Source organism: Roseibium sp. RKSG952 (assembly GCF_009711355.1).
Genome location: NZ_SMMF01000915.1, coordinates 1 through 21,726 on the forward strand (window position 1 = coordinate 1; position 21,726 = coordinate 21,726).

The following is a 21,726-nucleotide window of genomic DNA, read 5'->3' on the forward strand; positions in this document are numbered from 1 at the left end:
GCGAACCTGACCGACGAGGAAAAGGTGATTTCGGAGTTCTGGGAAGACGGTGCCGGGACCTCGCTGCCGCCTGGAACCTTCATGACCTTTGCCCAATATGTGTCGGCCCGCGATGACAATTCGCAGGCAGATGATGTCGAACTGTTCCTTGCCATGAGCAATGGTCAGCTGGACGCAAGTATTGCTGCCTGGGATGCCAAGGCCGACTTCGACTATGCCCGCCCCGTGCGTGCGATCCGTGATCTGGGCGAACTCGGCCTGATCGGCGAAGAAGGTGTCGACGAGGTGACCGGTGAATCCGGCTACGTCATCGAAGCCTATACCCGCGACGAAAACGGCAACTCGACCGGAACCCAGACCATTCTGGCCGAGAACTTCATCACCTATCAGCTGCCGAGTGGCGAACCCTCGCCCGCATTTGCCGAATATGTCTCCGGACACTCGACCTTCGGTGCGGCCGGGGCTGCGGTTCTGGAACAGTTCACCGGGTCGGACGAGTTCGGCGCGTCATTCCTGTTTGAAGCCGGAAATGCAACCTTCGAAAATGGCGGCCCCTCGACAGATGTTCTGCTTGAGTGGGACACGTTCTCGCAAGCCGCTGAAGAAAACGGCGTGTCGCGGCTTTACGGCGGCGTTCACTGGGAAGACGGCAACACCTACGGGCTTGAGCTGGGTGACGAAGTGGGCCTCGCCGCCTACGAGCAGACCCAGGCCTTCCTTGACGGGACAGCCACGGATGAAGACCGGCCGTTCTTCGGCGATGACCTGATCGCCTAAATCCGGGCAGCGCTCAAAAAGCCATCCCCGGCGGGCACGGCCTGCCAGGGACATTTTCGTCAGGAGCGGCAGCACACAGTTGCGGTCCGGTGAAAACCCACCGTTTCATGCGGCATGACCCGCCCTCCTTGTGGAGAACGGCCTTGGCAGGCTTTCCAGATCGGTTCAGACCCAACTTGTCAAAGCGCGCTTGACCATTTCACGGACCATGCGCCAAACGGCTTCAACAGCTCAAACAACTCCTTGCCCAGGGCCGTGAGACAATACCCTGTGCCGTCATGGCTGATCAGGCCCGACGCTCTCAACTCCTTGAGACGCTTGTTCAAGACAGTCGGCGACACACTCTCGCACCGCTCCTGCAATTGCCGGAATGTCAGAGCGCTTTCGGAGAGTTGCCACAAAACCCCCAGCGCCCAGCTGCGCCCCAAAAGATCGAACAAGGCCATGATCGGCTTGCCGGATCTGGATCCCCGGACCGGGCTGCCCGGCCTTGGAGTGTTTTCAGACATGAGACACCCATTGCTATCTTTTTAGTAGCGCACTACTGCTACATTTAAAGTAGCGAAGAAATGGAGCCTTGTCATGTTCGTCTTGCCCGTTCTCACTGCGATTGGCGCATCGGCAGGCTGGGCCTGCGGCATCGTGCTGGCGCAGACCCCGGCCCGGGCTTTGGGTGCCTTTGAGTTCACGCGCATTCAACTGATTGCCTGCTCCGCGGTTATGGCCGCACTATGCACGGTCTTCGATCTGTGGCCCTCCATTGCCTGGGACTACTGGCCGCATTTTGCCGCGAGCTCGGCATTTGGCGTCGTCCTGTCGAATCTGGCGATGATTGCCTGTCTACGCCGGGGCGGCGCCAGGCGGACGGAACTTCTACTGGCCCTGAAGGCCCCGATTGCCGTGGTCCTCGCATTCCTGTGGCTTGGCGAAGTCTTGACGGGGCCTGACCTTGCGGGCATTGCCATGGCGCTGTCGGGGGTCGTGATCGCGGTGCAAGCCAATCGGGACGAGGGCCTTGAAACCAAGCCGGGCACCGCAGGGCTTGTTGCAATCATCGGCTTCGGGCTCGCGTCCGCTGCGTGTCAGGCCGCTGGTTTCCTGCTTCTCAAGCCCGCGATGGCCGCCGGCACGGAGCCTCTTGCTGCCGCAGCGCTCCGGCTTTTGGGGGCTGCCTTCATCATTTCGATCGCGTCGATCTGGCCGACGGCCGCTGTGCGCAGGGGAGCGGAACTCACCCCGCCACTGCTTGTGCAGACGCTTGTTCCGGGGATCATCGGATATGTCGTTGCATCATCCTTTTTGATCTACGCCTTTGCAACGCTCAATGCCGGAATAGCTGCCGTTCTGGGGTCGCTGTCCCCGGTCTTTGTCTTGTTTGTGTTGTGGCTGAAGCAAAGGCGGATGCCGAACCGGCAGGCGCTGGTTGGAGCAAGCGTCACTGTTTCCGGGATCGCCGTAATCCTGCTTTATTGACAATGGACAGAAGCCAAAGCAGGCCCGTGGCCGTCATCCCGGACAAGCGTGAGCGCGATCGGGGACCGGTGAGCATGGACGCCACTGATTTCAGTGGCTCTGCGGTCCCGGATAAAACCATGCGGTTTTTCCGGGAGGGCAATCGAGACGCAGAATGAACATGCCCAACCGGACCGATGTTCACTCTAGCCTTCGAGATAAGACCCGAAAACCTCCCGGAACGGACCGCGCTGCTTGTCGGATACGCGCACCTCGGCGGTGATTTCCGTCTCGCTATCCGTGCGTTCCAGGACTTCGGCAAGCTGATAGAGCCGCGCCAGCAAAGCCCCCTCGATTACCGGCAACCGCACCGACAGGATATCATCATGCTGAGCCATGAAAGTGTCGATACGCGCGGAGAGCTGATCCAGCCCCTCCCCCGACAAGGCCGATAGGGCGACCGGCCCGTCCGCACCCTGATTGTCCAGAAGCTTCTCCCGATAAGCGGGATCGAGCGCGTCAATCTTGTTCCAGACTTCAATGACCGGTGCGCCATGGCTTCCGGTCACACCGAGGTCATGCAGGGTTTTCTTGACGTCCTCGGCCTGCGCGTCCGTATCAGGATGACTAATGTCCCGGACATGCAGGATCAGGTCGGCCTCAAGAACTTCTTCGAGTGTTGCCCGGAAGGCTGCCACCAGATGGGTCGGCAGATCGGAAATAAAGCCCACCGTGTCGGACAGGATCACCTCCCGCCCATGCGGCAGTTTGATCCGGCGCAAGGTCGGATCCAGCGTTGCGAACAACAAGTCCTTGGCAAAAACGTCTGCCTCGGTCAGCCGATTGAACAGGGTCGACTTTCCGGCATTCGTATAGCCGACAAGGGCCACGACCGGCTGAGGGATCTTCTTGCGCTTCTTGCGATGCAACTCCCGTGTGCGGCGGACCTGCTCCAGGTGCTTTTGCAACGCAATGATCCGCTCCTGGATCTGTCTCCGGTCAGCCTCGATCTGGGTTTCCCCCGGGCCGCCCATGAAACCGACACCACCACGCTGACGTTCAAGATGGGTCCAGGAGCGCACAAGCCGGCTCTTCTGCCAGGTCAAATGCGCCAGATCGACCTGCAGCTTGCCTTCCTTGGTGCGCGCACGGTCGCCGAAAATTTCCAGGATCAGCCCGGTCCGGTCAATGACCTTGGACTTGAGCCGCCGCTCGAGATTGCGTTGCTGGATGGGTGTCAGCGGATGGTCTACAACCACCAGATCCAGATCTTCGGCCGCGACCATTCCCGCCAGTTCGGAAACCTTTCCGTCTCCGAACAAAGTCGCAGGTTTTGGTGCGTTAACCTTTACGACACCCGCATGGACGATTTCGAGATTGATGGCGGCGCTCAGACCGACCGCTTCCTCAAGCCGCGCCTCCGGGCTGCGGTTTGAGCGCAGGTCGCCCTCCTCCTCGCGCCGATGGGTGAGAACCGGCTCCAGGATCATGGCCCGGTAGGCTTGGGGGCGCCGGTCAATTCCCTGGTCGGCGGCGCCCTTCTTGATCGAAATGTCTTCCGATCGAGATTTCGGTTCCAATCAGCTTCCTGCCTTTTCGGTTGATTCTTCGCCCGGCTCGAACAACTGGACGGGACCATTCGGCATGATGGTCGAAATCGCATGCTTGTAAACCAGCTGGGAGTGTCCATCCCGGCGCAGCAGCACGCAAAAATTGTCAAACCAGGTGACAACGCCCTGCAACTTCACCCCGTTGATGAGGAAGATGGTAAGGGGCGTCTTGGATTTGCGAACGTGATTTAAAAAAGTGTCTTGAAGGTTTTGTGCGCGCTCAGCCATCAGTCTTTTTGTCCTGTTTTTCCGGGCACGGCCGGGCGCCCGGTATTTGTCATTTCACCTGCGAACGGGGCCTTAAACACAAACGCTTCCGCTCCCCCAGCAGCCTACCCAATGAAATTCTTCCTAATCTCCGGCTATGTCGCCCTGATTTGTCAAGCCACTACCGCTTGCAGATCAGTAGCAGTATGGAACGCTTCGCGCAATCTTGTCGCAACGGAACCCGGATGCCCATTGCCCACAATCGTATCGTCAATCTTAACGACCGGCATCACCAATGTTGACGCTGCGGTGACAAAGGCTTCGCGCGCCAGAAGGGCTTCATCCAGGCTAAATGCCCGTTCTTCAAAGGAAATCCCTTCCCTTGCAACCAGATCCAGCACCGCCGCCCTTGTGATACCGCGCAGTATTCCGTTTTCGGCAGGGCGTGTCACCAGCACCCCGTCCCTTGTAACAATCCACGCATTTGTCGAGCCGCCCTCGGTAACGTTTCCGTTAACGTCAATGTACCAGGCTTCCTTGCCGCCCTTTTCCTTGGCGTTCTGTTTCGCCAAAACATTCGGCAACAGCGCAACCGTCTTGATGTCCACCCTCGGCCAGCGATTCTCGGGGTAGGTTACGACCGATATGCCCTTTGCGGCCTGAACCTCGGCAGCTTTGGGACTCGTTGACCGCGCTGTAACCACCATGGACGGCGCCACATCATCAGAGGGGAAAAAGTGATCCCGCCTTGCCACACCACGGGTCACCTGCACATATACCATGCCGTTGGCAACTCTGTTTCGCCGTACGACCTCGGTTAACACGAACTCCAGTGCGTTGCGCGCCATCGGCCAGTCGATACGCAGTTCACCCAGGGAGCGGCCCAAGCGGTCCAGATGGCGCGGCATATCAACGATATTGCCCTTCCACACCTCACAGACCTCATAAACGCCGTCGGCAAACTGGTAGCCGCGATCTTCCACATGAACGGCAGCATCCCCGTGACGAACGTACTGACCGTTCACGTAAGCGACTCTGCTCATCAAGCACTCCTTGTCACATTCTTCGGAGAAAACCATAGGACATCACCTGCCAACCGGCTAGATGACTGAAGACAACCATGCATCGATACTAATCCGGATGTGGTGCAAAAACGCCATTGCTCCACACAAATGCGCAAGAGATCAGAAGAACTCGAGACTGACCCGAAACATTTGCTCAACCTGCCGCACCCGGCTTGCCACAGCAAAGATCACGATCCGATCCTGCGCCTGAATCTGCAACTCACCATTCGGCGTAAGCACCTTGCCCTGCCGGTAAACGGCACCGATACGGATTCCGGACGGCAGATCGATATCGCGTAAGGGCCGGCCGACAAGCGGAGACGTATCAAGGGCTTCCGCCTCAACGATTTCGGCGGCCCCGTTTTGCAGGGAATGGACCCCGCGAATACGGCCGCGCCGCACATGCTGCAATATGCGCGAGATTGTCACGGCGCGCGGATTGATAAAGGCGTCGATCCCGAGGGCATTTGCAAAGGCAGGATAACTCGGGTTGTTGAGCAGCGATAGGTTGCGGCGGCAGCCAAGCTTCTTCGCCATCACGGACGCCAGAATATTGACCTCGTCCTCGTTGGTAAGCGCGACCATCGTATCGGCCTCGCCAACATCGGCCTCATTCAGGATATTCTGATCCAGCGCGCTGCCGTGCAGGATCACCGATCGCTTGAGTTCATCGGCGACCGATACTGCCCGTTCGCGTGAGGCCTCGATCATCTTGACTTTCGTGCTGGTCTGCCGGTTCTCGAGAGCTTTGGCGACATAAAGGCCAATATTGCCGCCCCCGGCAATCACGACCCGGTTCGCTTCGGGCTCCTCATGTCCGAAAATGCCCAAGGTCCGGCGCACCTGATCCCGGCGCGCCACCACATAGGCGAGGTCGCCAACCATAATCGAATCGGAGCTTTTCGGCACAAAGAGCTTGTTGTTCCGGTAGATCCCGACAACGACAGCGCCGAGATCCGGGAACAGTTCCGTCAATTGCCGAAGCGGCGTATCGACGACGGGGCAGTCTTCCTCGCACATGATGCCGACGACAACCACCTGATCCTCGGCAAAACGGACCGTTTCGACCGCCCCGGGGAGAGACAAGCGCCGTAGCACCATCTCCCCGACCTCGATTTCGGGCGAGATGATCACATCGATCGGCATGTTTTCCCGGGAAAACAGACTGCGATACTGCCCTGTGAGGTAACTCTGGGCGCGAACCCGGGCAACTTTGGTCGGAACATTGAACAGGGAATGCGCCACCTGGCAGGCAACCATGTTCACCTCGTCGTAAAGTGTGACGGCTACGATCATGTCGGCTTCCCGGGCCCCGGCCTGAGCCAGCACATCCGGATGCGCACCGTGGCCTACAAAGCCGCGCACATCTAGCTGATCACCGATTGCATTGATCAGCTTGGGCGAGGAATCAATGACGGAAACGTCGTTTTGCTCTGCGGCCAGCCGCTCGGCGATGCCGTAACCGACTTGACCGGCTCCACAAATAACGACCTTCATGGGTTAAGACCTCGACCTTGCTTGAACATGACAGCCGCTCCTACACCCTTGAACACATTTAGGAAAGGCCCAACGACTTCAGCTTGCGGTGGAGAGCAGAGCGCTCCATTCCGACAAATTCCGCCGTGCGGGAGATATTGCCGTCAAAACGCTTGATCTGAGCCTGCAGGTAATCCCGCTCGAAGATCTCGCGCGCCTCCCGCAAGGGCATCGACATCAGATGTTCCCCACCGCCCGTCGTCGGTAGGTTCGGCAGCATCGACCCGACTTCCGCCGGCAGCAGATCTGCCGTTATCACACTGTCCGGCTCTCCCCGGCTCAGGATCAACAGGCGCTCCACGTTGTTGCGCAACTGCCTGATGTTGCCCGGCCAATCATGCGTTTGAAGAACCGCCATTGCATCCTCGCCGATCGGACGAAGCGGAATGCCGGAGCCGGAAGAGATCTGCTCCATGAAGTAGTGAACGAGTATCGGCACATCTTCGCGCCGGTCCGCGAGTCCTGGAACCAGCAACGGAACCACGCTCAGACGGTGATACAGATCCTGACGGAAAATACCCGCGGAAATATGTTCCTCAAGGTTCTTCGCAGTGGAAGATAGGATCCTGATGTCGACCTGCACCTTGGCCGCCCCGCCAACACGAACGAAACTCTGCTCGACCAGCACCCGCAGGATCTTGCCTTGGGTTTCAAGCGGCATGTCAGCGACTTCGTCGAGGTACAGCGTGCCGCCATGCGCTTCTTCGAAAGCCCCCACTTTCCTTAGGTTACCCTGCTCGTCCTCAATGCCGAACAGCTCTTCCTCCATTCGGTCCGGCGTGATGGTTGCGGCATTGATAACGACAAACGGGCTTTTCGCGCGCGGCGACATGTTGTGGATCAGCCGGGCTGCCAGCTCCTTTCCCGCACCTGACGGTCCGGTAATCAGGATACGGCTATTGGTCCCGGAAACTTTCTGGATCGTCTGGCGCAAGTTATTGGCAGCACTCGACTGGCCGATAAGCTCCGAGACTTCACCGGTGCGTTGCTTGAGATCACGAATTTCCCGCTTGAGGCTCGAAGCCTCCAAAGCCCGTTCGGTAATGTGGATCAGCCGGTCGGTCTTGAACGGTTTTTCGATATAGTCATACGCCCCGCGCTTGATCGCCGAGACAGCCGTCTCGATATTGCCGTGACCGGAAATGATCACCACAGGCAGATCCGGGTCTGTATCCTTGATGACGTCGAGCAGTTCCAATCCGTCGAGCCGGCTGCCCTGAAGCCAGATGTCGAGCACGACCAGCGATGGCCGGCGCTCGTTGATCGCGGCAATTGCGGTATCGGAATTGCTGGCCGTTCGGGTTCCAAACCCTTCATCGTCCAGGATACCTGCGATCATATCGCGAATGTCCGCTTCGTCGTCTACGACCAGAATATCATGAGCCATGGGGTGCATCTTCTTCGTTAGTGCCGTTTTCGGCAGTTTCTTCGGAATGAGCAGAGAGGGTCAATCTGACCCGTGCACCGGTACCGCCTTCGGCAACCTGTGGCGCATCGAGCAACTCGATGCCTCCGCCGTGGTCTTCCAGTATTTTCCGGACGATCGCCAATCCCAGGCCCGTCCCCTTTTCTCTTGTCGTCATGTAGGGCTCCAGCAACCGGCTACGCTGTTCCTGGGGCAAGCCCACACCATTATCCGTCACGTCAATCACAATACGGCCCCCCTCCGCGCGCAAGGCAACCTCGATATGACCCGGCGGGTGGTCTCCGTCCGGCCGGCCGGTAATGGCTTCCGTCGCATTCTTGATCACATTGGTAAGCGCCTGCCCCAGAAGCCTTGCATCGAACACCGCTTCAACCGGCTCGTCCGGAATTTTGGTTTCAATCCGGATCGCTTCATTGGCCACCGTCTGCATGAATGCCGCCTCACGCACGGAACTGCGTAAGTCCGCGCGATGCTTGTTCGGCTTTCGCATCCGGGCGAAAGACGAGAACTCGTCAACCATCTGTCCGATATCTCCGACCTGGCGAATGATCGTGTCAATACACTGGTCGAAAACGGTCCTGTCTTCTTCGATCTTCTTGCCGTACCGGCGCCGGATGCGTTCAGCCGACAACTGGATCGGCGTCAGCGGGTTCTTGATCTCGTGGGCAATCCTGCGCGCCACATCCGCCCATGCGGAATTGCGTTGCGCGGAAACAAGATCGGTAATGTCATCGATCGTCACGACATAGCCATGTTCGCGGCGCGTCGACTGCTCGGTGGTAATCCGGACATTCACGGTCCGGATCCGGCCGCCGCGCTTGATTTCGATCTGCGCCTCCTGGCCCCGATCGTTGCCGCGCTGCAACCACAGCTCAAGCGCCTCTTCCAGTTCGGGGATCACTTCCCCGAGTGGTTTGTGGAGTATTTCCACCTCGGTGACCCCCAGCAGGGCCTGGGCAGACCTGTTCACCAGCATGATTGACGCTTCGTCATCGATCCCGATCACACCGGTCGAAACACCTGACAACACCGCCTCATTGAAGCGGCGGCGGCGGTCAATCTGTTCGTTGGCCGCCAGCAAAGCATCACGCTGCCCGAGCAGCTGGCCGGTCATCTTGTTGAAGGTCGCGCCCAGATTGGAAAGATCGCCGCCCGATTTTGTGGTCTCGACCTTAACCGCAAGATTGCCCTTCGAAACCTCGTCTGCCGCAGATATCAGGGTCCGGATCGGCGCGACCAGCCGGTTTGCAAAGCCAAAGCCGATCCAGATCGCCGACAGCAACAAGACCAGCGCAACGCCGAGGTAAACAAGCGCGAAGGCGACCTGAACGCCGAACCGGCTGTTTTCCAGATCGCTGTATTCGGTCTCGCCAATCTCCGCCAATCGCATGTACTCGACGACGCGCGGGTCCATCGCGCGGGTGGCATAAAGGAAGAAATCGTTATAGGCGGACAGCTTCATCACTCCGCCGACGAAATTGGATTTGCCCGGCGCGATCAGGATTGGCTGACCGTCTGCCGCCTTTTTGAGGCTTTCCGGCGGGGCGGCTGGAATTTGCACGTTCGGATCAAGGATCACGCGCGTCACGACGGTTCCGTCGCCGCGAACAATAAAGGCTGCAAGCAATCCCCGCACAGAAGCCTGAGCGGAGAAGAAACTGTCGAAGCGGCTCGGTTCGAAATCATACACGGCCCGCGCCCGGTCGATATCATTGGCCATGGCAATGATATCGCCCTGCAGCACGCGCGCATGTTCCTGCAAATAGGCCTGAGCAACTGTCAATGCGTTGTCGATGATTTGACGTGTGCGGTCTTCAAACCAGCGGTCCAGTCCGCGATCCAGCGTAAACGTCGCGAGCAATGCCATGAGGATGGCCGGAACTGCGGCAATCACACTGAACAGGGCGACAATCCGAACATGAAGACGCGCCGCTGCCCGGCCCTTGCGCCGCGCAGTCCATAATTTTCCGATCTCCCATGAAATCGCCGCTATCAGACACAGGGCGAGCAAGCCGTTCACGGTCATCGCGAGGAAGGCAACATCGCGCGTCGGCGCAATCGGCGTCAAACCCATGAGGATGGCAAAAGTTACCCCGATTGACACCAGAGCGACAAGCATGATGGCGAGGCCGACACGCCTGCCAAACTTGCCTCCGGGGACCTGGGCGACCGCACCGGCCTGTACGCTGCTGAGTATCATGACACCCCATAATCGAAACTTCGCACCCGGACCTACGCGCTTAACGGGTGCGGAATTGCGGCAGACTTACCACACAATGTTGCGAAATTGCGACACGCACCGAACATGATTATGGAAAACAATCCATTAACATGGGGAAACAATTCGCGGGTTTGAGATGCAACTCACCCAAAAGTGACGTAAGGTCTTCTTATGGTTACCGTGTCAGAGACGGAGACGCCCCATGATACGCAATGTGTTTCAATCACTTTTTGTTTTGATTTTAAGCGCCTGTGTTCCAGCCATTGCTATCGGTGCAACATGCGGCAACACCGCCGCCGGATTTGGTCAGTGGCTGAACGAGTTTAAACGTGAAGCTCCAGGATACGGCATTCGTCCGGCCACACTGAACAAGGCCCTCAGCGGTGTGACCTATCACCGGAAGGTGATCCAGCTGGATCGGAACCAGAAATCCTTCAGGCTGTCATTTGACGAGTTCTACGCAAGACGGGTCAACAATGCGATGATCCGCAAGGCCAAACGTCTCGGCCAGCAACACGCACGCCTCTTCAGCCAGATCGAGAGAAAATACGGCGTCCCGGCCCCCGTGATCCTGGCGATTTGGGGCCTGGAAACCAATTTTGGCGGATATATCGGAAACATGTCCGTGATGCGGTCGCTGGCAACCCTCGCCTATGATTGCCGGCGGACGCAGTTTTTTACCAATGAGCTCGTCTCCGCCCTGATCATCGTTCAGCGTGGAGACATGCAGCCGTCCGAAATGCGCGGCGCCTGGGCCGGGGAAATCGGCCAAACCCAGTTTCTCGCCTCATCCTATGTTCAGTATGCAGTGGATTTTGACCGCAACGGACGGCGTGACCTCATCCGGTCTGTGCCCGACGTTTTGGCTTCGACCGCCAATTATCTGCGGCAAAAGGGGTGGCGCCCGGGCCAGCCGTGGGGCCCGGGTACTGCAAATTACGAAGTCATCCGGCGCTGGAACAAGGCAAGTGTCTATGTTCAGACCATATCGGTGATGGCCGACAAGATCGCATACTAGCTTGCGCGCCCTCTGCCTGCGTCAATCGTAGCGCAATTCGGTCGCCTTGCCTCGGAACACCGTGTAGGCCAGCACCGTGTAAGCGATGATGACCGGGAGAACGAACAAGGCCCCCAGCAGGATAATGAACAGGCTTTCCGGAGCACTCGCAGCCGCATAGATCGTCAGTTTGTCAGGCACGACATAGGGATAGAACGAGTAGGCCATTCCGGCGAACCCCAGAACAAAGAGGATTGCCGTTGTCAGGAAAGGCACCCAGTTCCAGCGGTCATTCCGGGCAGGCAAGTGCTTCAAGGCAATCCAGAGCACAAACAGAAGCATCGCCGAGATGAAGGGCAAGGGCGCCAACAGGATGATCGACGGGATCGAAAACCATTTCTCGAAGATCCGGTCACTGACCAAGGGTGTTGCAACGGAGACAGCAGCCAGACCGACCACCACGCCCCACAAGCGCTGGCGGGCCCAGCGAACCGCTTTCAGTTGCAGATCGCCTTCGGACTTGATGATCAGCCAGGTCGCGCCGATGAAACTGTAGCCAACCGTCAGGCAAACAGCCGTCAATGCGCCAAAAGCGATCGTTACCGGCGTTTGCTCAAGACCCATGATGTAGATGCCCAGCATGTAACCCTGTGCGAGCGAGGCCGCGAGCGACCCGGAAAAAAACACAAGGTTCCAACGATCCTTCGTGATACCGGACGCCTTTGCCCGGAATTCGAAAGCAACCCCGCGCAGGATCAGCCCGATCAGCATAACGGCCACGGGAATGTAAAGGGCGGTCAGGATCACGCCTTGCGCAAAGGGAAAAGCGACAAGCAAAAGACCGACCGCAAGCACCAGCCAGGTTTCATTGGCATCCCAGAACGGCCCGATGGCTGCGACCATACGGTCCTTTTCCGCATCATCGGCATGAGGAAACAGCATACCGACACCCAGATCGAAGCCGTCCAGGATCACATAGGCCAGTATGGCCAGCCCCATCAGTCCGGCAAAGGCGACCGGCAACCAGATTGTGGGATCTCCGAAAAGGTGCATGACTTCACTCCGCAGGCAATAAGGGACCGGCCGGGGCTGCGCCGTGATCCGGCAAGCGTGTCGGCTTCTGATCGTTTTGTGAATCGGACTTTGAATACTTGCGGGCAAGGCCGAAGAGCACCGCTATAAACGTGGAGATCAAGGCAATGTAAATCACCAGATAAGCGACAAGCGTGGTGGCGATCATTCCGGCGGGCACTTGCGACACCGCATCCTTGGTTTTCAGCACGCCTTCGACCAACCAGGGTTGGCGCCCGATTTCAGTGGTATACCAACCGGCGAGTGTCGCAATCCAGCCAGAGAAGGTCATAGCCAGGACACCGCGGAACACCCAGGGACTGAGGTTGTCAATCCCCTTGTAACGCCGCATGGCGACCAGCGTGCCCCAGCTCACCAGGAGCATCAAAGTGCCAATCCCGACCATGATCCGGAACGACCAGAACACAGGCGTGACCGGCGGATGCAAAGCCGTGCCGTCTTCGGCGTAGAAGTCTTTCAGACCGGGGATAACGCCGTCGGGATCATGCTTCAGGATCAGTGACGTCCCGTTCGGCACGCCGAACTCGTAGTGGTTTGTCTTGAGCGCAGCGTCCGGCACGGCAAACAGGAGCCACGGCTTGTTCGGGCCTGTGTCCCAGTTGCCTTCCATGGCCGCAATCTTTTGCGGCTGGTACTCAAGCGTGTTGAGCCCGTGCTGGTCGCCGGCCACGATCTGCAAAGGGATCAGGATCGCCGCCAATATGATGCCGGTCTTGAACGTCAGCCGGACAGCCTCCGACCGGTCGCCGATCAGACGGCGGTAGGCGGAAACGCCCGCGATCAGGAACGCGACGGTCAATCCGCTTGCAAGCAGCACATGCACTAGCCGGTAGGGCATGGACGGATTGAAGATAATCTCCAGCCAATTGGTCGCATGGACCACCCCGTCCCGGATTTCAAACCCGGCCGGTGTCTGCATCCAGGAGTTCAGCACCAGGATCCAGAACGCACTCAGTGTGGTTCCGAATGCAACCAGAACTGTCGCGAGCGTGTGCAGCCAGCTCGGCACCTTGCGTGCACCAAAAAGCATGATGCCAAGAAACGCAGCCTCAAGAAAAAACGCCGTAAGGATTTCGTAGGCAAGCAACGGCCCCGCGACGTTGCCCACCTTCTCCATATAACCGGACCAATTCGTCCCGAACTGGAAACTCATCGTAACGCCACTGACGACACCCAACCCAAAGGCCAAGGCGAAAACCTTGACCCAGAACTGGTAGGCAGTCATCCACCGCTCGTCTCCGGTGGCATTGAACCGGAGCTTGAAAAAAAGAAGGACCCAACCAAGGGCAATTGTGATTGTCGGGAACAGTATGTGGAACGATATGTTCGTAGCAAACTGTATCCGGCTTAGGAGCAGCTCTTCCATAACCCTACCTTACGGACACCATGTTTCGCCGAGGCATATGGGCTTTTACGGATAGGTTGCAATGCAAAAGCGGCCAGGTGCGGCGCCATGCCCTGCGGCAGGCGGTCACAGCAAGGCCGCTTTTCTTTTCAATGCGTTATGGAAATATGGCGAACTGTCGCAGGGCTCAGAAATGCCCCATTTTCGCCGCCGCTTTCAAGCGTTCGCATGGCCCGTCCGCAAGGCCCGCGGCATTCAGTATTTCGAGCTTTCTAACAGTATCATCCAACCCGTTCTGTTCCGCATCGAACAAAAGGCCGCCCCGCCACCGCGGGTGCCCATAACCGTGGATCATCACCAGATCGATATCGCTTGCAGAAGACGCAACGCCTTCCTCCAGAATTTGCGCCGCCTCATTCACCATCGGCAAGATCACTGCCTCGGCCAGTGCCAGACCGGCAGGCAGGGTTCCAGTTGCGCACCTCGCCTGCTCTTCCGCCACGATCTGCTGGACATGATTTGACGGATTGGGCAAGCGGCTCCCATCGGGATAGTCGTACCAACCTGCCCGAGACTTCTGACCCAGCCTGCCTTCTTCCACCAGCCGGTCGGAAATCGGAGCAAAAACCGTTTCACGTCTTTCACGAGCAGCCGCGCGTTGCATGGCCGCGACATCGAGGCCAGCAAGGTCCTGAGCTTCAAAAGGCCCCATGGCCAAACCATAGGCCTTCATGGCACTGTCAATTTCAGAGGCTTTCGCTCCTGCCAGCAGAAGCTTCTCTGCCTGAAGACGCAGGATCTTGAGGAGACGGTTGCCGATAAAGCCGTCACAGATGCCCGACCGGACGGGGATCTTCCGCAGCGCGCGGACAAGAGCGTAACCGGTGGCAGCGGTTTTCCGGGAAGTCCCCCGGGTGGGCACGACTTCAACCAGTTTCATGACATTCGCCGGACTGCAGAAATGCAACCCAAGTGTCCGGTCCTGATTTGTGACGCCTTCGAATATCAAATCAGAATCAAGATAGGACGTATTAGTGGCAAGGATCGTGTCTTCGTGGCAATGATCCGATATTTCCTTGAAAATAGAACGCTTTAAATCAAGGTCCTCAAACACGGCTTCAATTACCAGATCCGTATCGGCCATGCCATCTGCAGACAACACGCCACGAACACCCGCCATGCGGGCCAAAACCGCCGCTTCTGTCATTCGTCCACGCTTTGCTGCTGCTTCGTAGATCGACTGGATATGCTTGAGCCCGGCATCAAGTGTTTCGCGGTCTCGTTCCAGCAAAACCACCTGAAACCCTGCATCCCGAAGGCAACAGGCAATACCCGTTCCCATGGTTCCTGCACCAACGACACCGACGGTCTTGACCGGCTTCTGGATGGCCCCCTTCAGATCATCCGGCTTCAGCGCATTCCGCTCAGCGAAGAATACATGCCGGAGCGCACGGCTTTGAGCCGATTCACGAAGCTCCAGAAAGGTCTCTCGCTCAATATCCAGGGCGTCATTCACCGGCACCGTTACTGCTGCTTTGATGCACTCAAGGGCACGTAACGGCGCAATGGCACCACGCGCCTTCTTTTTGATCGAGTTCTCCTTTGCATTCCAGTCTATTGGAGCAACATATTCAATAGATGTCTCAGACAAGATGATAGGCCGTTTTTCGTCGAGTTTCGCCCTTGCAAAGGACAGCAAACCCTTTCTGAAATCGCCTTCAACGACTGCATCCACAAGACCGAGTTCGCGCGCCTTGAGCGCCGAGACCGGACGCCCGCTTGTAACAAGTTCAAGCGCCTGCTCTGCGCCAATGAGCCGTGGCGCGCGGGCACATCCACCAGCTCCCGGAACAAGACCAAGGTTGACCTCCGGAAATCCGAGCGAGGCGGAGGCCGCTGCCAAGCGCCATGCACATCCGAGCGCGAGCTCCAGCCCGCCTCCCAGAGCGGCTCCGTGGATAGCGGCAATCCAGGGCTTCTCGGCTGTTTCTATCCTCCGCACAACATCCGGCAAGTGCGGCTCTACGGGAGGCCGGTCAAACTCGGAGATGTCCGCACCGGCAATAAAGGTCCGTCCAGCGCATGTCAGAAGAACAATGGAGATGTCCGGATCCCGGTCAAATTCTTCCGCCGCATCCAACAACCCCTGACGCACTGACCGAGACAATGCATTCACCGGAGGATTTCCGACCGTTACAATTCCTATTTTCCCATTACGTTCAATGCGAACAGTCATTATTTTCAACCAGATTATGAATTTCGATTGATCAACACTACCGCTCGCCTTGGACATTTCCGTGGCAAGCCGGGTGTTGTTCACGCACGTGGCCCGGCCGCTGACCTTTGCGAGCTTGCGCAACCCGAGGGTCACTTCAACAATCCAAGCAGGGATAGCCGCTTCAGAAATCAGGCTCTTAAGATTGACTGACCGTTCGGTCCATGCAACGCTTTTAAGCTGGTCTTTTACGAAGGAAATGCAAGGAAGAAAGCCGGCGGGAGGATCTGATGCAGGAAACGGAAGCAGTACTGACCCAGGCAGCTGAAGGCGTACAGACAATTACCCTGAACCGCCCCGAAAAGCTCAACGCGTTCAGCGAAGACATGCATCTGGGTTTCCGCACCGCCTTGCAGGAAGCACATGATAATGACCTGATTAGATGCGTTCTTCTGACCGGCTCCGGACGCGGCTTTTGTGCCGGACAGGATCTGGGAGACCGGGACCCGCGCGATGACGCCCCGCCCCCGGACCTTGGACATACGCTGGAGACATTTTACAATCCGTCCCTGCGCCTGATCCGCACTCTTGCAAAACCTGTCATCTGCGCGGTCAATGGTGTTGCGGCGGGTGCGGGCGCCAATATCGCGTTGGCCTGCGATATTGTTCTTGCTGCCCGTTCGGCCAAATTCATCCAGGCCTTTTCCCGCCTCGGTCTCCTACCCGATTCCGGTGGCACATGGTCCTTGCCCCGCATTCTGGGAGAACCCCGCGCCAAAGCGCTGGCGATGACGGCAACGCCCCTGACTGCGGAAAAAGCCCTTGAATGGGGCCTGATCTGGGAGGTGGTCGACGATCACCTCCTGATGGAGGAGGCAAACCTTCTGGCAAGCAAGCTGGCCTCAGGCCCCACGCGTGGACTTGGCATGACAAAACTCGCGATCCAGGCAGCCGCTGAAAACACCTTCGACCAACAACTTGATCTGGAACGCGATTATCAACGCGAGGCCGGGCGTAGCGGCGACTATGCCGAAGGCGTGGCGGCTTTCCTGGAAAAACGGCCTGCGGAGTTCAAGGGACGATGAGCGATATGAAACCGGTTGCGAAAATGTCGGCTCAGGAGCTTGCCGAGGCCTGTGCACGTGTCATGTGGTCAACGGACGATGCCTCGCAAGGCCTAGATATGATGCTGGACTACATCACGCCGGGCGAGGCCCGCATTTCGATGACAGTCACGGCGCACATGGCGAATGGCCACGGCAACTGCCACGGCGGCTATATCTTCACGCTCGCCGACAGTGCCTTCGCCTTTGCCTGCAACACCTACAACCAGATCACGGTCGCGCAGCACTGCGGGATCACCTACCTGATCCCGGGCCGTGTCGGCGACCGGCTGACGGCAACGGCCCATGAGGTGTCCCGTCAAGGCCGCTCCGGCATCTACGATGTCCGGGTGACCAACCAGAACGGAGACCGGGTTGCGGAATTCAGGGGACATTCACGCACGACAAAGGACACGCATTTGCCGGTTTGATCCTGCAGACATTTTGGGAGGAATGCCTGATGCTGACCCTGTCACCGCGTCCCGGAGACCTCGACCCGATCGAAACCGCCTCGCGCGACGAGATCACCGCCTTGCAGCTCACCCGCCTGAAATGGACGCTGGCGCATGCCTACGGAAATTCGCCATTTGTCCGGTCCAGATTTGATGCGGTTGGTGTTCACCCCGGTGATCTGACCACGCTGCCGGATCTTGCAAGGTTCCCTTTCACAACCAAGCAGCACCTGCGGGACACGTATCCCTTCGGCATGTTTGCCGTCCCGCGTGACAAGCTCGCACGCGTCCACGCCTCCTCCGGAACCACCGGCAAGCCCACGGTCGTGGGCTACACCTTGAACGATGTCGACACATGGGCTGATCTGGTGGCGCGCTCGATCCGGGCTTCCGGCGGAAGGGCTGGCGACATGATCCACATTGCTTATGGCTATGGCCTTTTCACCGGCGGGCTTGGCGCGCATTACGGGGCCGAACGGCTCGGCTGTACGGTGATCCCGGTGTCCGGCGGCATGACCGAACGCCAGGTCACGCTGATTTCCGACTTCAAGCCGAAAATCATCATGGTCACCCCGTCCTACATGCTGTCCATTCTGGACGAGTTCCGCAAACAGGGGCTGGACCCAAGGGAAAGTTCAATTTCGGTCGGCATTTTCGGGGCGGAGCCCTGGACCAATTCCATGCGCCGGGAGATCGAACAGGCTTTCGACATGCATGCGGTCGACATCTACGGGCTCTCGGAAGTGCTCGGTCCCGGGGTGGCGAACGAATGCGTCGAGACCAAAGACGGGCTGACACTGTGGGAAGACCACTTCTACCCGGAAATCATCGACCCGGAAACCGGAGAGGTTTTGCCGGACGGCGAGATGGGGGAACTTGTCCTCACAACGCTCACCAAGGAAGCCCTGCCGATGGTACGTTACCGGACCCGCGACCTCACCCGGATCCTGCCGGGAACGGCCCGCTCGATGCGGCGGATCGAAAAGATCACCGGCCGGTCGGATGACATGATCATCCTGCGCGGGGTCAACGTGTTTCCGACCCAGATCGAGGAGCAGATCCTCAAATGCGGCGGCCTCACCCCCCACTTCCAGATCGAACTGACCCGCGACGGCCGGCTGGATTACCTGACCGTTCATGTGGAGAGCACCGGGCGGGCTGCCGCTGCGGACCAGCGCACGGCATCAGCGGCAGAGCTTGGGCATCACATCAAGAGTGTGATCGGAATTACAGCCCTGATCGATGTGACCGCCCCCGGTGGCGTGGCCCGGTCCGAGGGAAAGGCAAAACGTGTGGTCGACAACCGTCCCAAAGCCGAATAGAGCCATGCACGAAAATGAACATTACACGCTCCAGAAGCCGGAAGAACAGGACCGATGGCCCGTACACGCGCCGAAGATTTTGAGGACAAGCAACGCAACATCCTGATCAAGGCCGCTGCGGTCTTTGCCGCACAGGGCATGGAAAAGGCGTCCATGTCCGCCATCGCCAATGCGTCCGGGGTCTCAAAGTCCCTGCTCTATCACTATTACCCGAACAAGGACGGGCTGATTTTCGAGATTATCCGTACCCATCTGGAAGAGCTCGACGCAGATATCTCGGCCGCTGATGATCCCGCCCTCGAACCGGAAGCCCGACTGAAGGCCCTTGTCCGGGCTGTCCTTGAAAACTATCGGGATGCGGACAACCAGCACAAGGTTCAGCTCAATGCGGGGCCCCTGCTGAGCGATGCCCAAAAGTCCGATATCCAGGCTCTTGAACGCCAGATCGTTCGGCGGTTTTCAGCCCTGATCGACGAGATCAACCCGAACCTGACGGCAGGCGCCAAACCGCTGCTGATGCCTGTGACCATGTCGTTGTTCGGCATGCTGAACTGGGTCTATATGTGGTTCCGCGAAGGCGGGCCGGTGTCCCGGCAGGACTATGCCGACGTGGCAACCACCCTGATCCTTGAAGGGGTCAATGCGGTTCGGAACTGACTTCTCGGGCGGAGCCGCGCTTCTGGGCAAAGCCTGCAGTGGCAACATCCCAACTCCGTCCATGTGGTTTTTTTTCCGAAAACGACCGCCCACCAATCACCAAGGGAAGGCTGGCAGCCGGTTATTCGGCCGCCATCATCTGCGGCCAGACCTTGGCAACCATGGTCAGTACATCATAGTGCGCGACCACCTCGTTGTCCTGATTGGTGACGGAGGCATCCCAGCGCACCTCGCCGTAGTCGGCATTGATGCGCGGATTGATTTCCTTGCAGGTGAGCCGGACCTTCAAATAGTCGCCCGGATTGACTGGCGTCAGAAAACGCAGGTTGTCGACGCCATAATTGGCAAGCACCGGGCCCGGTGCCGGATCGACAAAAAGCCCGGCTGCAAAGGACAGGATCAAATAGCCATGGGCCACACGCCCGTTGAAAAACGGGTTCGCGCGGGCCGCAGCTTCATCCATATGTGCGTAAAACGTATCGCCGGTAAAATCGGCGAAGTGCTCGATATCGGCCAGCGTCACCTCACGAGCGGCAGTCGTGAACTGTTCGCCGACATGGAGCGTTTCCAGCGACTGGCGGAACGGATGAATGCCGCCAGCATGGGGATTGGCACCCGGCATCCAGCGGCCAGTCACAGCCGAAAGCAACTCCGGATCGCCCTGAACGGCGGTGCGCTGCATGTAATGCTTGACGCTGCGCATGCCACCGAGTTCCTCACCGCCACCGGCCCGGCCGGGTCCGCCATGAACAAGGCTCGGCAAGGGCGAGCCATGGCCGGTCGATGCCCCAGCACTCTCCCGGTTTCCGATCAGGATACGGCCGTGATAGGGCGCCATTCCTAGCACAATGTCTTCCGCTACGCTACGGTCATTGGTGAAAACGGATGCCACGAGCGATCCCTTGCCGCGCTGTGCAAGGTCAACGGCGTCCTCTGGCGTCTCATAAGCCATGACGGTCGCAACCGGTCCAAACGCTTCCACTTCATGAACCACTGCGGCTTCCTTGGGAGCAGACGCATGGAGCAGGACCGGATTTAGAAATGCACCTTTGTCGGCATCCCCGGATTCGATGATGCATTCATCCGGATTTCCAAAAACAATTTCAGCACCTTGAGATAATTTGCGAATGCAGTTTCTCACTTCATTGCGCTGATCCAGAGATGCAAGCGGTCCCATGCGCGTGGTTTCTTGGGCGGGATCCCCCACGACCGTTTTGGCAAGGCGGGCTTTCAGGGCCTCAATGACCGGCTCCTGTAACCCGCCGGGAACGATCACCCGGCGGATCGCAGTGCACTTCTGCCCCGCCTTCACGGTCATTTCCCGGGCCACTTCCTTGATGAACAGATCAAACTCCGGGGCTCCGGGGCCTGCATCCGGGCCCAGGATCGATGCATTGAGACTGTCGGCTTCCATCGAAAAGCGCGCCGTGTTGCCGATCACCACCGGATGCTGCTTGAGCATTTGCCCGGTCGCCGCAGATCCGGTGAAGGTCAGAACGTCCTGACCGGTCAGATGATCCAGAAGATCACCGGCCGACCCGGACACAAGCTGCAAGGCACCATCCGGCAGGATCCCGGTTTCCAGGATCCGCCGCACCATCAGTTCGGTAAGATAAGCGGTCTGGCTTGCCGGCTTCACCAGACAGGGCACACCGGCGATCAGGGACGGTGCGATTTTTTCCAGCATGCCCCAGCACGGAAAGTTGAAGGCGTTGATGTGCACGGCTATCCCGCGCAGCGGCGTGAAAATGTGCTGGGCGGAAAAGCTGTCATCGCCCGACAAGGCCTCGACCGCGCCATCGGTCAGAACCCTTGTGTTCGGCAGTTCCCTGCGCGCTTTCGAGGAATAGGCGAACAACGTCCCGATGCCGCCTTCGATATCGATCCATCCATCCTTGCGGGTGGCGCCGGTTGCAAGGCTCTCCTGATAGAACTCTTCCCTTTGCGCCATCAAGGCCTTTGCCAAGGCCTTGAGCATGGCCGCGCGTTCATGGAAGGAATATTTTCCAAGGTTTGCCCCGCCAACGCTGCGGCCCCAGTTGAGCGCCCCGGCAAAATCCAGTCCGCTTGAATCGATCAGGGCGACCGGCGCTCCTGTGGCCGCGTTAAGGAGTGTCTTGCCGTTCTCGCCGCCCTTCCTCCAGGCGCCACTGACAAAGCTCTCAAGCTGGCGGGGGCTGCTGTTTCCCTGGCTCATCGCACTACGTCCCTTTATCGTGTGTGAGACCGGCCTTCAGACAAGGCCCGATC

Annotated in this window: 18 protein-coding genes; 7 read left to right on the forward strand and 11 right to left on the reverse strand. The window is 58.5% G+C overall.

What is annotated here, in order from left to right:
* Positions 1 to 777 (forward strand): vanadium-dependent haloperoxidase (locus E1297_RS49205; protein ID WP_196223366.1); only part of this gene is annotated, 777 nt, incomplete at its 5' end.
* Positions 778 to 956: 179 nt separating this feature from the next.
* Here E1297_RS49205 and E1297_RS19755 read toward each other — a convergent pair.
* The gene (locus tag E1297_RS19755; protein WP_155141445.1) at positions 957 to 1,286 is read right to left on the reverse strand and encodes a helix-turn-helix domain-containing protein; all 330 of its coding nucleotides are present in this window, start codon (positions 1,284 to 1,286) and stop codon (positions 957 to 959) included.
* Positions 1,287 to 1,359: 73 nt separating this feature from the next.
* Between E1297_RS19755 and E1297_RS19760 the strand changes: the two genes are divergently transcribed.
* Entirely contained in the window at positions 1,360 to 2,250 is an 891-nt protein-coding gene (locus E1297_RS19760) for a DMT family transporter (protein ID WP_155141447.1), read from the forward strand.
* 185 nt (positions 2,251 to 2,435) lie between these two features.
* On the opposite strand, the gene hflX is transcribed toward E1297_RS19760, so the two are convergent.
* From hflX to E1297_RS19790, 6 genes are all read right to left on the reverse strand, one after another.
* Positions 2,436 to 3,782: a GTPase HflX gene (hflX, locus tag E1297_RS19765; protein WP_368669622.1), complete on the reverse strand. Its 1,347-nt coding sequence runs from the start codon at positions 3,780 to 3,782 to the stop codon at positions 2,436 to 2,438.
* Positions 3,783 to 3,809: 27 nt separating this feature from the next.
* Complete coding sequence (gene hfq / locus E1297_RS19770) at positions 3,810 to 4,070, reverse strand: RNA chaperone Hfq (protein WP_155141449.1); 261 nt, start codon at positions 4,068 to 4,070, stop codon at positions 3,810 to 3,812.
* 149 nt (positions 4,071 to 4,219) lie between these two features.
* The gene (locus tag E1297_RS19775) at positions 4,220 to 5,089 is read right to left on the reverse strand and encodes a D-amino-acid transaminase (RefSeq protein ID WP_155141451.1); all 870 of its coding nucleotides are present in this window, start codon (positions 5,087 to 5,089) and stop codon (positions 4,220 to 4,222) included.
* A gap of 141 nt (positions 5,090 to 5,230) precedes the next feature.
* On the reverse strand, positions 5,231 to 6,607 hold the full coding sequence (trkA, locus tag E1297_RS19780) for a Trk system potassium transporter TrkA (protein WP_155141453.1): 1,377 nt from the start codon (positions 6,605 to 6,607) through the stop codon (positions 5,231 to 5,233).
* Positions 6,608 to 6,665: 58 nt separating this feature from the next.
* On the reverse strand, positions 6,666 to 8,033 hold the full coding sequence (locus E1297_RS19785; RefSeq protein ID WP_155141455.1) for a sigma-54 dependent transcriptional regulator: 1,368 nt from the start codon (positions 8,031 to 8,033) through the stop codon (positions 6,666 to 6,668).
* Positions 8,023 to 10,272 (reverse strand): PAS domain-containing sensor histidine kinase, encoded by a 2,250-nt coding sequence (locus E1297_RS19790; RefSeq protein WP_209015880.1) that lies wholly within the window; start codon positions 10,270 to 10,272, stop codon positions 8,023 to 8,025. The genes E1297_RS19785 and E1297_RS19790 overlap by 11 nt, the downstream gene beginning before the upstream one ends.
* A gap of 223 nt (positions 10,273 to 10,495) precedes the next feature.
* Between E1297_RS19790 and E1297_RS19795 the strand changes: the two genes are divergently transcribed.
* Positions 10,496 to 11,311, forward strand: coding sequence for a lytic transglycosylase domain-containing protein (locus E1297_RS19795; RefSeq protein ID WP_155141457.1), 816 nt, complete (start codon positions 10,496 to 10,498; stop codon positions 11,309 to 11,311).
* A 21-nt stretch (positions 11,312 to 11,332) separates the two neighbouring features.
* On the opposite strand, the gene E1297_RS19800 is transcribed toward E1297_RS19795, so the two are convergent.
* The 3 genes from E1297_RS19800 to E1297_RS19810 form a co-directional block, all read right to left on the reverse strand.
* Positions 11,333 to 12,343: a cytochrome d ubiquinol oxidase subunit II gene (locus tag E1297_RS19800; RefSeq protein WP_155141459.1), complete on the reverse strand. Its 1,011-nt coding sequence runs from the start codon at positions 12,341 to 12,343 to the stop codon at positions 11,333 to 11,335.
* A 4-nt stretch (positions 12,344 to 12,347) separates the two neighbouring features.
* Positions 12,348 to 13,748 (reverse strand): cytochrome ubiquinol oxidase subunit I, encoded by a 1,401-nt coding sequence (locus E1297_RS19805; RefSeq protein ID WP_155141461.1) that lies wholly within the window; start codon positions 13,746 to 13,748, stop codon positions 12,348 to 12,350.
* 166 nt (positions 13,749 to 13,914) lie between these two features.
* Positions 13,915 to 16,020, reverse strand: a complete 2,106-nt coding sequence (locus E1297_RS19810) for a 3-hydroxyacyl-CoA dehydrogenase NAD-binding domain-containing protein (protein WP_368669623.1) — start codon at positions 16,018 to 16,020, stop codon at positions 13,915 to 13,917.
* Between the two features lie 212 nt (positions 16,021 to 16,232).
* Here E1297_RS19810 and paaG point away from each other — a divergent pair, with 212 nt between their 5' ends.
* From paaG to E1297_RS19830, 4 genes are read left to right on the forward strand one after another with little or no spacing between them, the layout of a single operon-like run.
* Positions 16,233 to 17,027 carry a 2-(1,2-epoxy-1,2-dihydrophenyl)acetyl-CoA isomerase PaaG gene (gene paaG, locus E1297_RS19815; RefSeq protein WP_155141465.1) on the forward strand — a complete coding sequence of 265 codons (795 nt, stop codon included), beginning with the start codon at positions 16,233 to 16,235 and terminating at the stop codon, positions 17,025 to 17,027.
* Positions 17,028 to 17,032: 5 nt separating this feature from the next.
* Positions 17,033 to 17,476: a hydroxyphenylacetyl-CoA thioesterase PaaI gene (gene paaI / locus E1297_RS19820; protein WP_196223368.1), complete on the forward strand. Its 444-nt coding sequence runs from the start codon at positions 17,033 to 17,035 to the stop codon at positions 17,474 to 17,476.
* Positions 17,477 to 17,505: 29 nt separating this feature from the next.
* Positions 17,506 to 18,819 (forward strand): phenylacetate--CoA ligase PaaK, encoded by a 1,314-nt coding sequence (gene paaK / locus E1297_RS19825; RefSeq protein WP_155141469.1) that lies wholly within the window; start codon positions 17,506 to 17,508, stop codon positions 18,817 to 18,819.
* 54 nt (positions 18,820 to 18,873) lie between these two features.
* Positions 18,874 to 19,476, forward strand: coding sequence for a TetR/AcrR family transcriptional regulator (locus tag E1297_RS19830; protein ID WP_155141471.1), 603 nt, complete (start codon positions 18,874 to 18,876; stop codon positions 19,474 to 19,476).
* A gap of 121 nt (positions 19,477 to 19,597) precedes the next feature.
* On the opposite strand, the gene paaZ is transcribed toward E1297_RS19830, so the two are convergent.
* Positions 19,598 to 21,673 (reverse strand): phenylacetic acid degradation bifunctional protein PaaZ, encoded by a 2,076-nt coding sequence (gene paaZ / locus E1297_RS19835; RefSeq protein WP_155141473.1) that lies wholly within the window; start codon positions 21,671 to 21,673, stop codon positions 19,598 to 19,600.
* Between the last annotated feature and the right edge of the window lie 53 nt (positions 21,674 to 21,726).

Excerpts from the sequence above, each read along its gene's own strand:
- trkA (WP_155141453.1), bottom strand. The coding sequence starts at position 6,607 with ATGAAGGTCGTTATTTGTGGAGCCGGTCAAGTCGGTTACGGCATCGCC.
- E1297_RS19760 (WP_155141447.1), top strand. The coding sequence starts at position 1,360 with ATGTTCGTCTTGCCCGTTCTCACTGCGATTGGCGCATCGGCAGGCTGG.
- E1297_RS19805 (WP_155141461.1), bottom strand. The coding sequence starts at position 13,748 with ATGGAAGAGCTGCTCCTAAGCCGGATACAGTTTGCTACGAACATATCG.
- E1297_RS19795 (WP_155141457.1), top strand. The coding sequence starts at position 10,496 with ATGATACGCAATGTGTTTCAATCACTTTTTGTTTTGATTTTAAGCGCC.
- E1297_RS19830 (WP_155141471.1), top strand. The coding sequence starts at position 18,874 with ATGGCCCGTACACGCGCCGAAGATTTTGAGGACAAGCAACGCAACATC.
- E1297_RS19790 (WP_209015880.1), bottom strand. The coding sequence starts at position 10,272 with ATGATACTCAGCAGCGTACAGGCCGGTGCGGTCGCCCAGGTCCCCGGA.
- paaG (WP_155141465.1), top strand. The coding sequence starts at position 16,233 with ATGCAGGAAACGGAAGCAGTACTGACCCAGGCAGCTGAAGGCGTACAG.
- paaI (WP_196223368.1), top strand. The coding sequence starts at position 17,033 with ATGAAACCGGTTGCGAAAATGTCGGCTCAGGAGCTTGCCGAGGCCTGT.
- E1297_RS19785 (WP_155141455.1), bottom strand. The coding sequence starts at position 8,033 with ATGGCTCATGATATTCTGGTCGTAGACGACGAAGCGGACATTCGCGAT.
- E1297_RS19755 (WP_155141445.1), bottom strand. The coding sequence starts at position 1,286 with ATGTCTGAAAACACTCCAAGGCCGGGCAGCCCGGTCCGGGGATCCAGA.
- paaZ (WP_155141473.1), bottom strand. The coding sequence starts at position 21,673 with ATGAGCCAGGGAAACAGCAGCCCCCGCCAGCTTGAGAGCTTTGTCAGT.
- E1297_RS19800 (WP_155141459.1), bottom strand. The coding sequence starts at position 12,343 with ATGCACCTTTTCGGAGATCCCACAATCTGGTTGCCGGTCGCCTTTGCC.
- E1297_RS19810 (WP_368669623.1), bottom strand. The coding sequence starts at position 16,020 with ATGTCCAAGGCGAGCGGTAGTGTTGATCAATCGAAATTCATAATCTGG.
- E1297_RS19775 (WP_155141451.1), bottom strand. The coding sequence starts at position 5,089 with ATGAGCAGAGTCGCTTACGTGAACGGTCAGTACGTTCGTCACGGGGAT.
- paaK (WP_155141469.1), top strand. The coding sequence starts at position 17,506 with ATGCTGACCCTGTCACCGCGTCCCGGAGACCTCGACCCGATCGAAACC.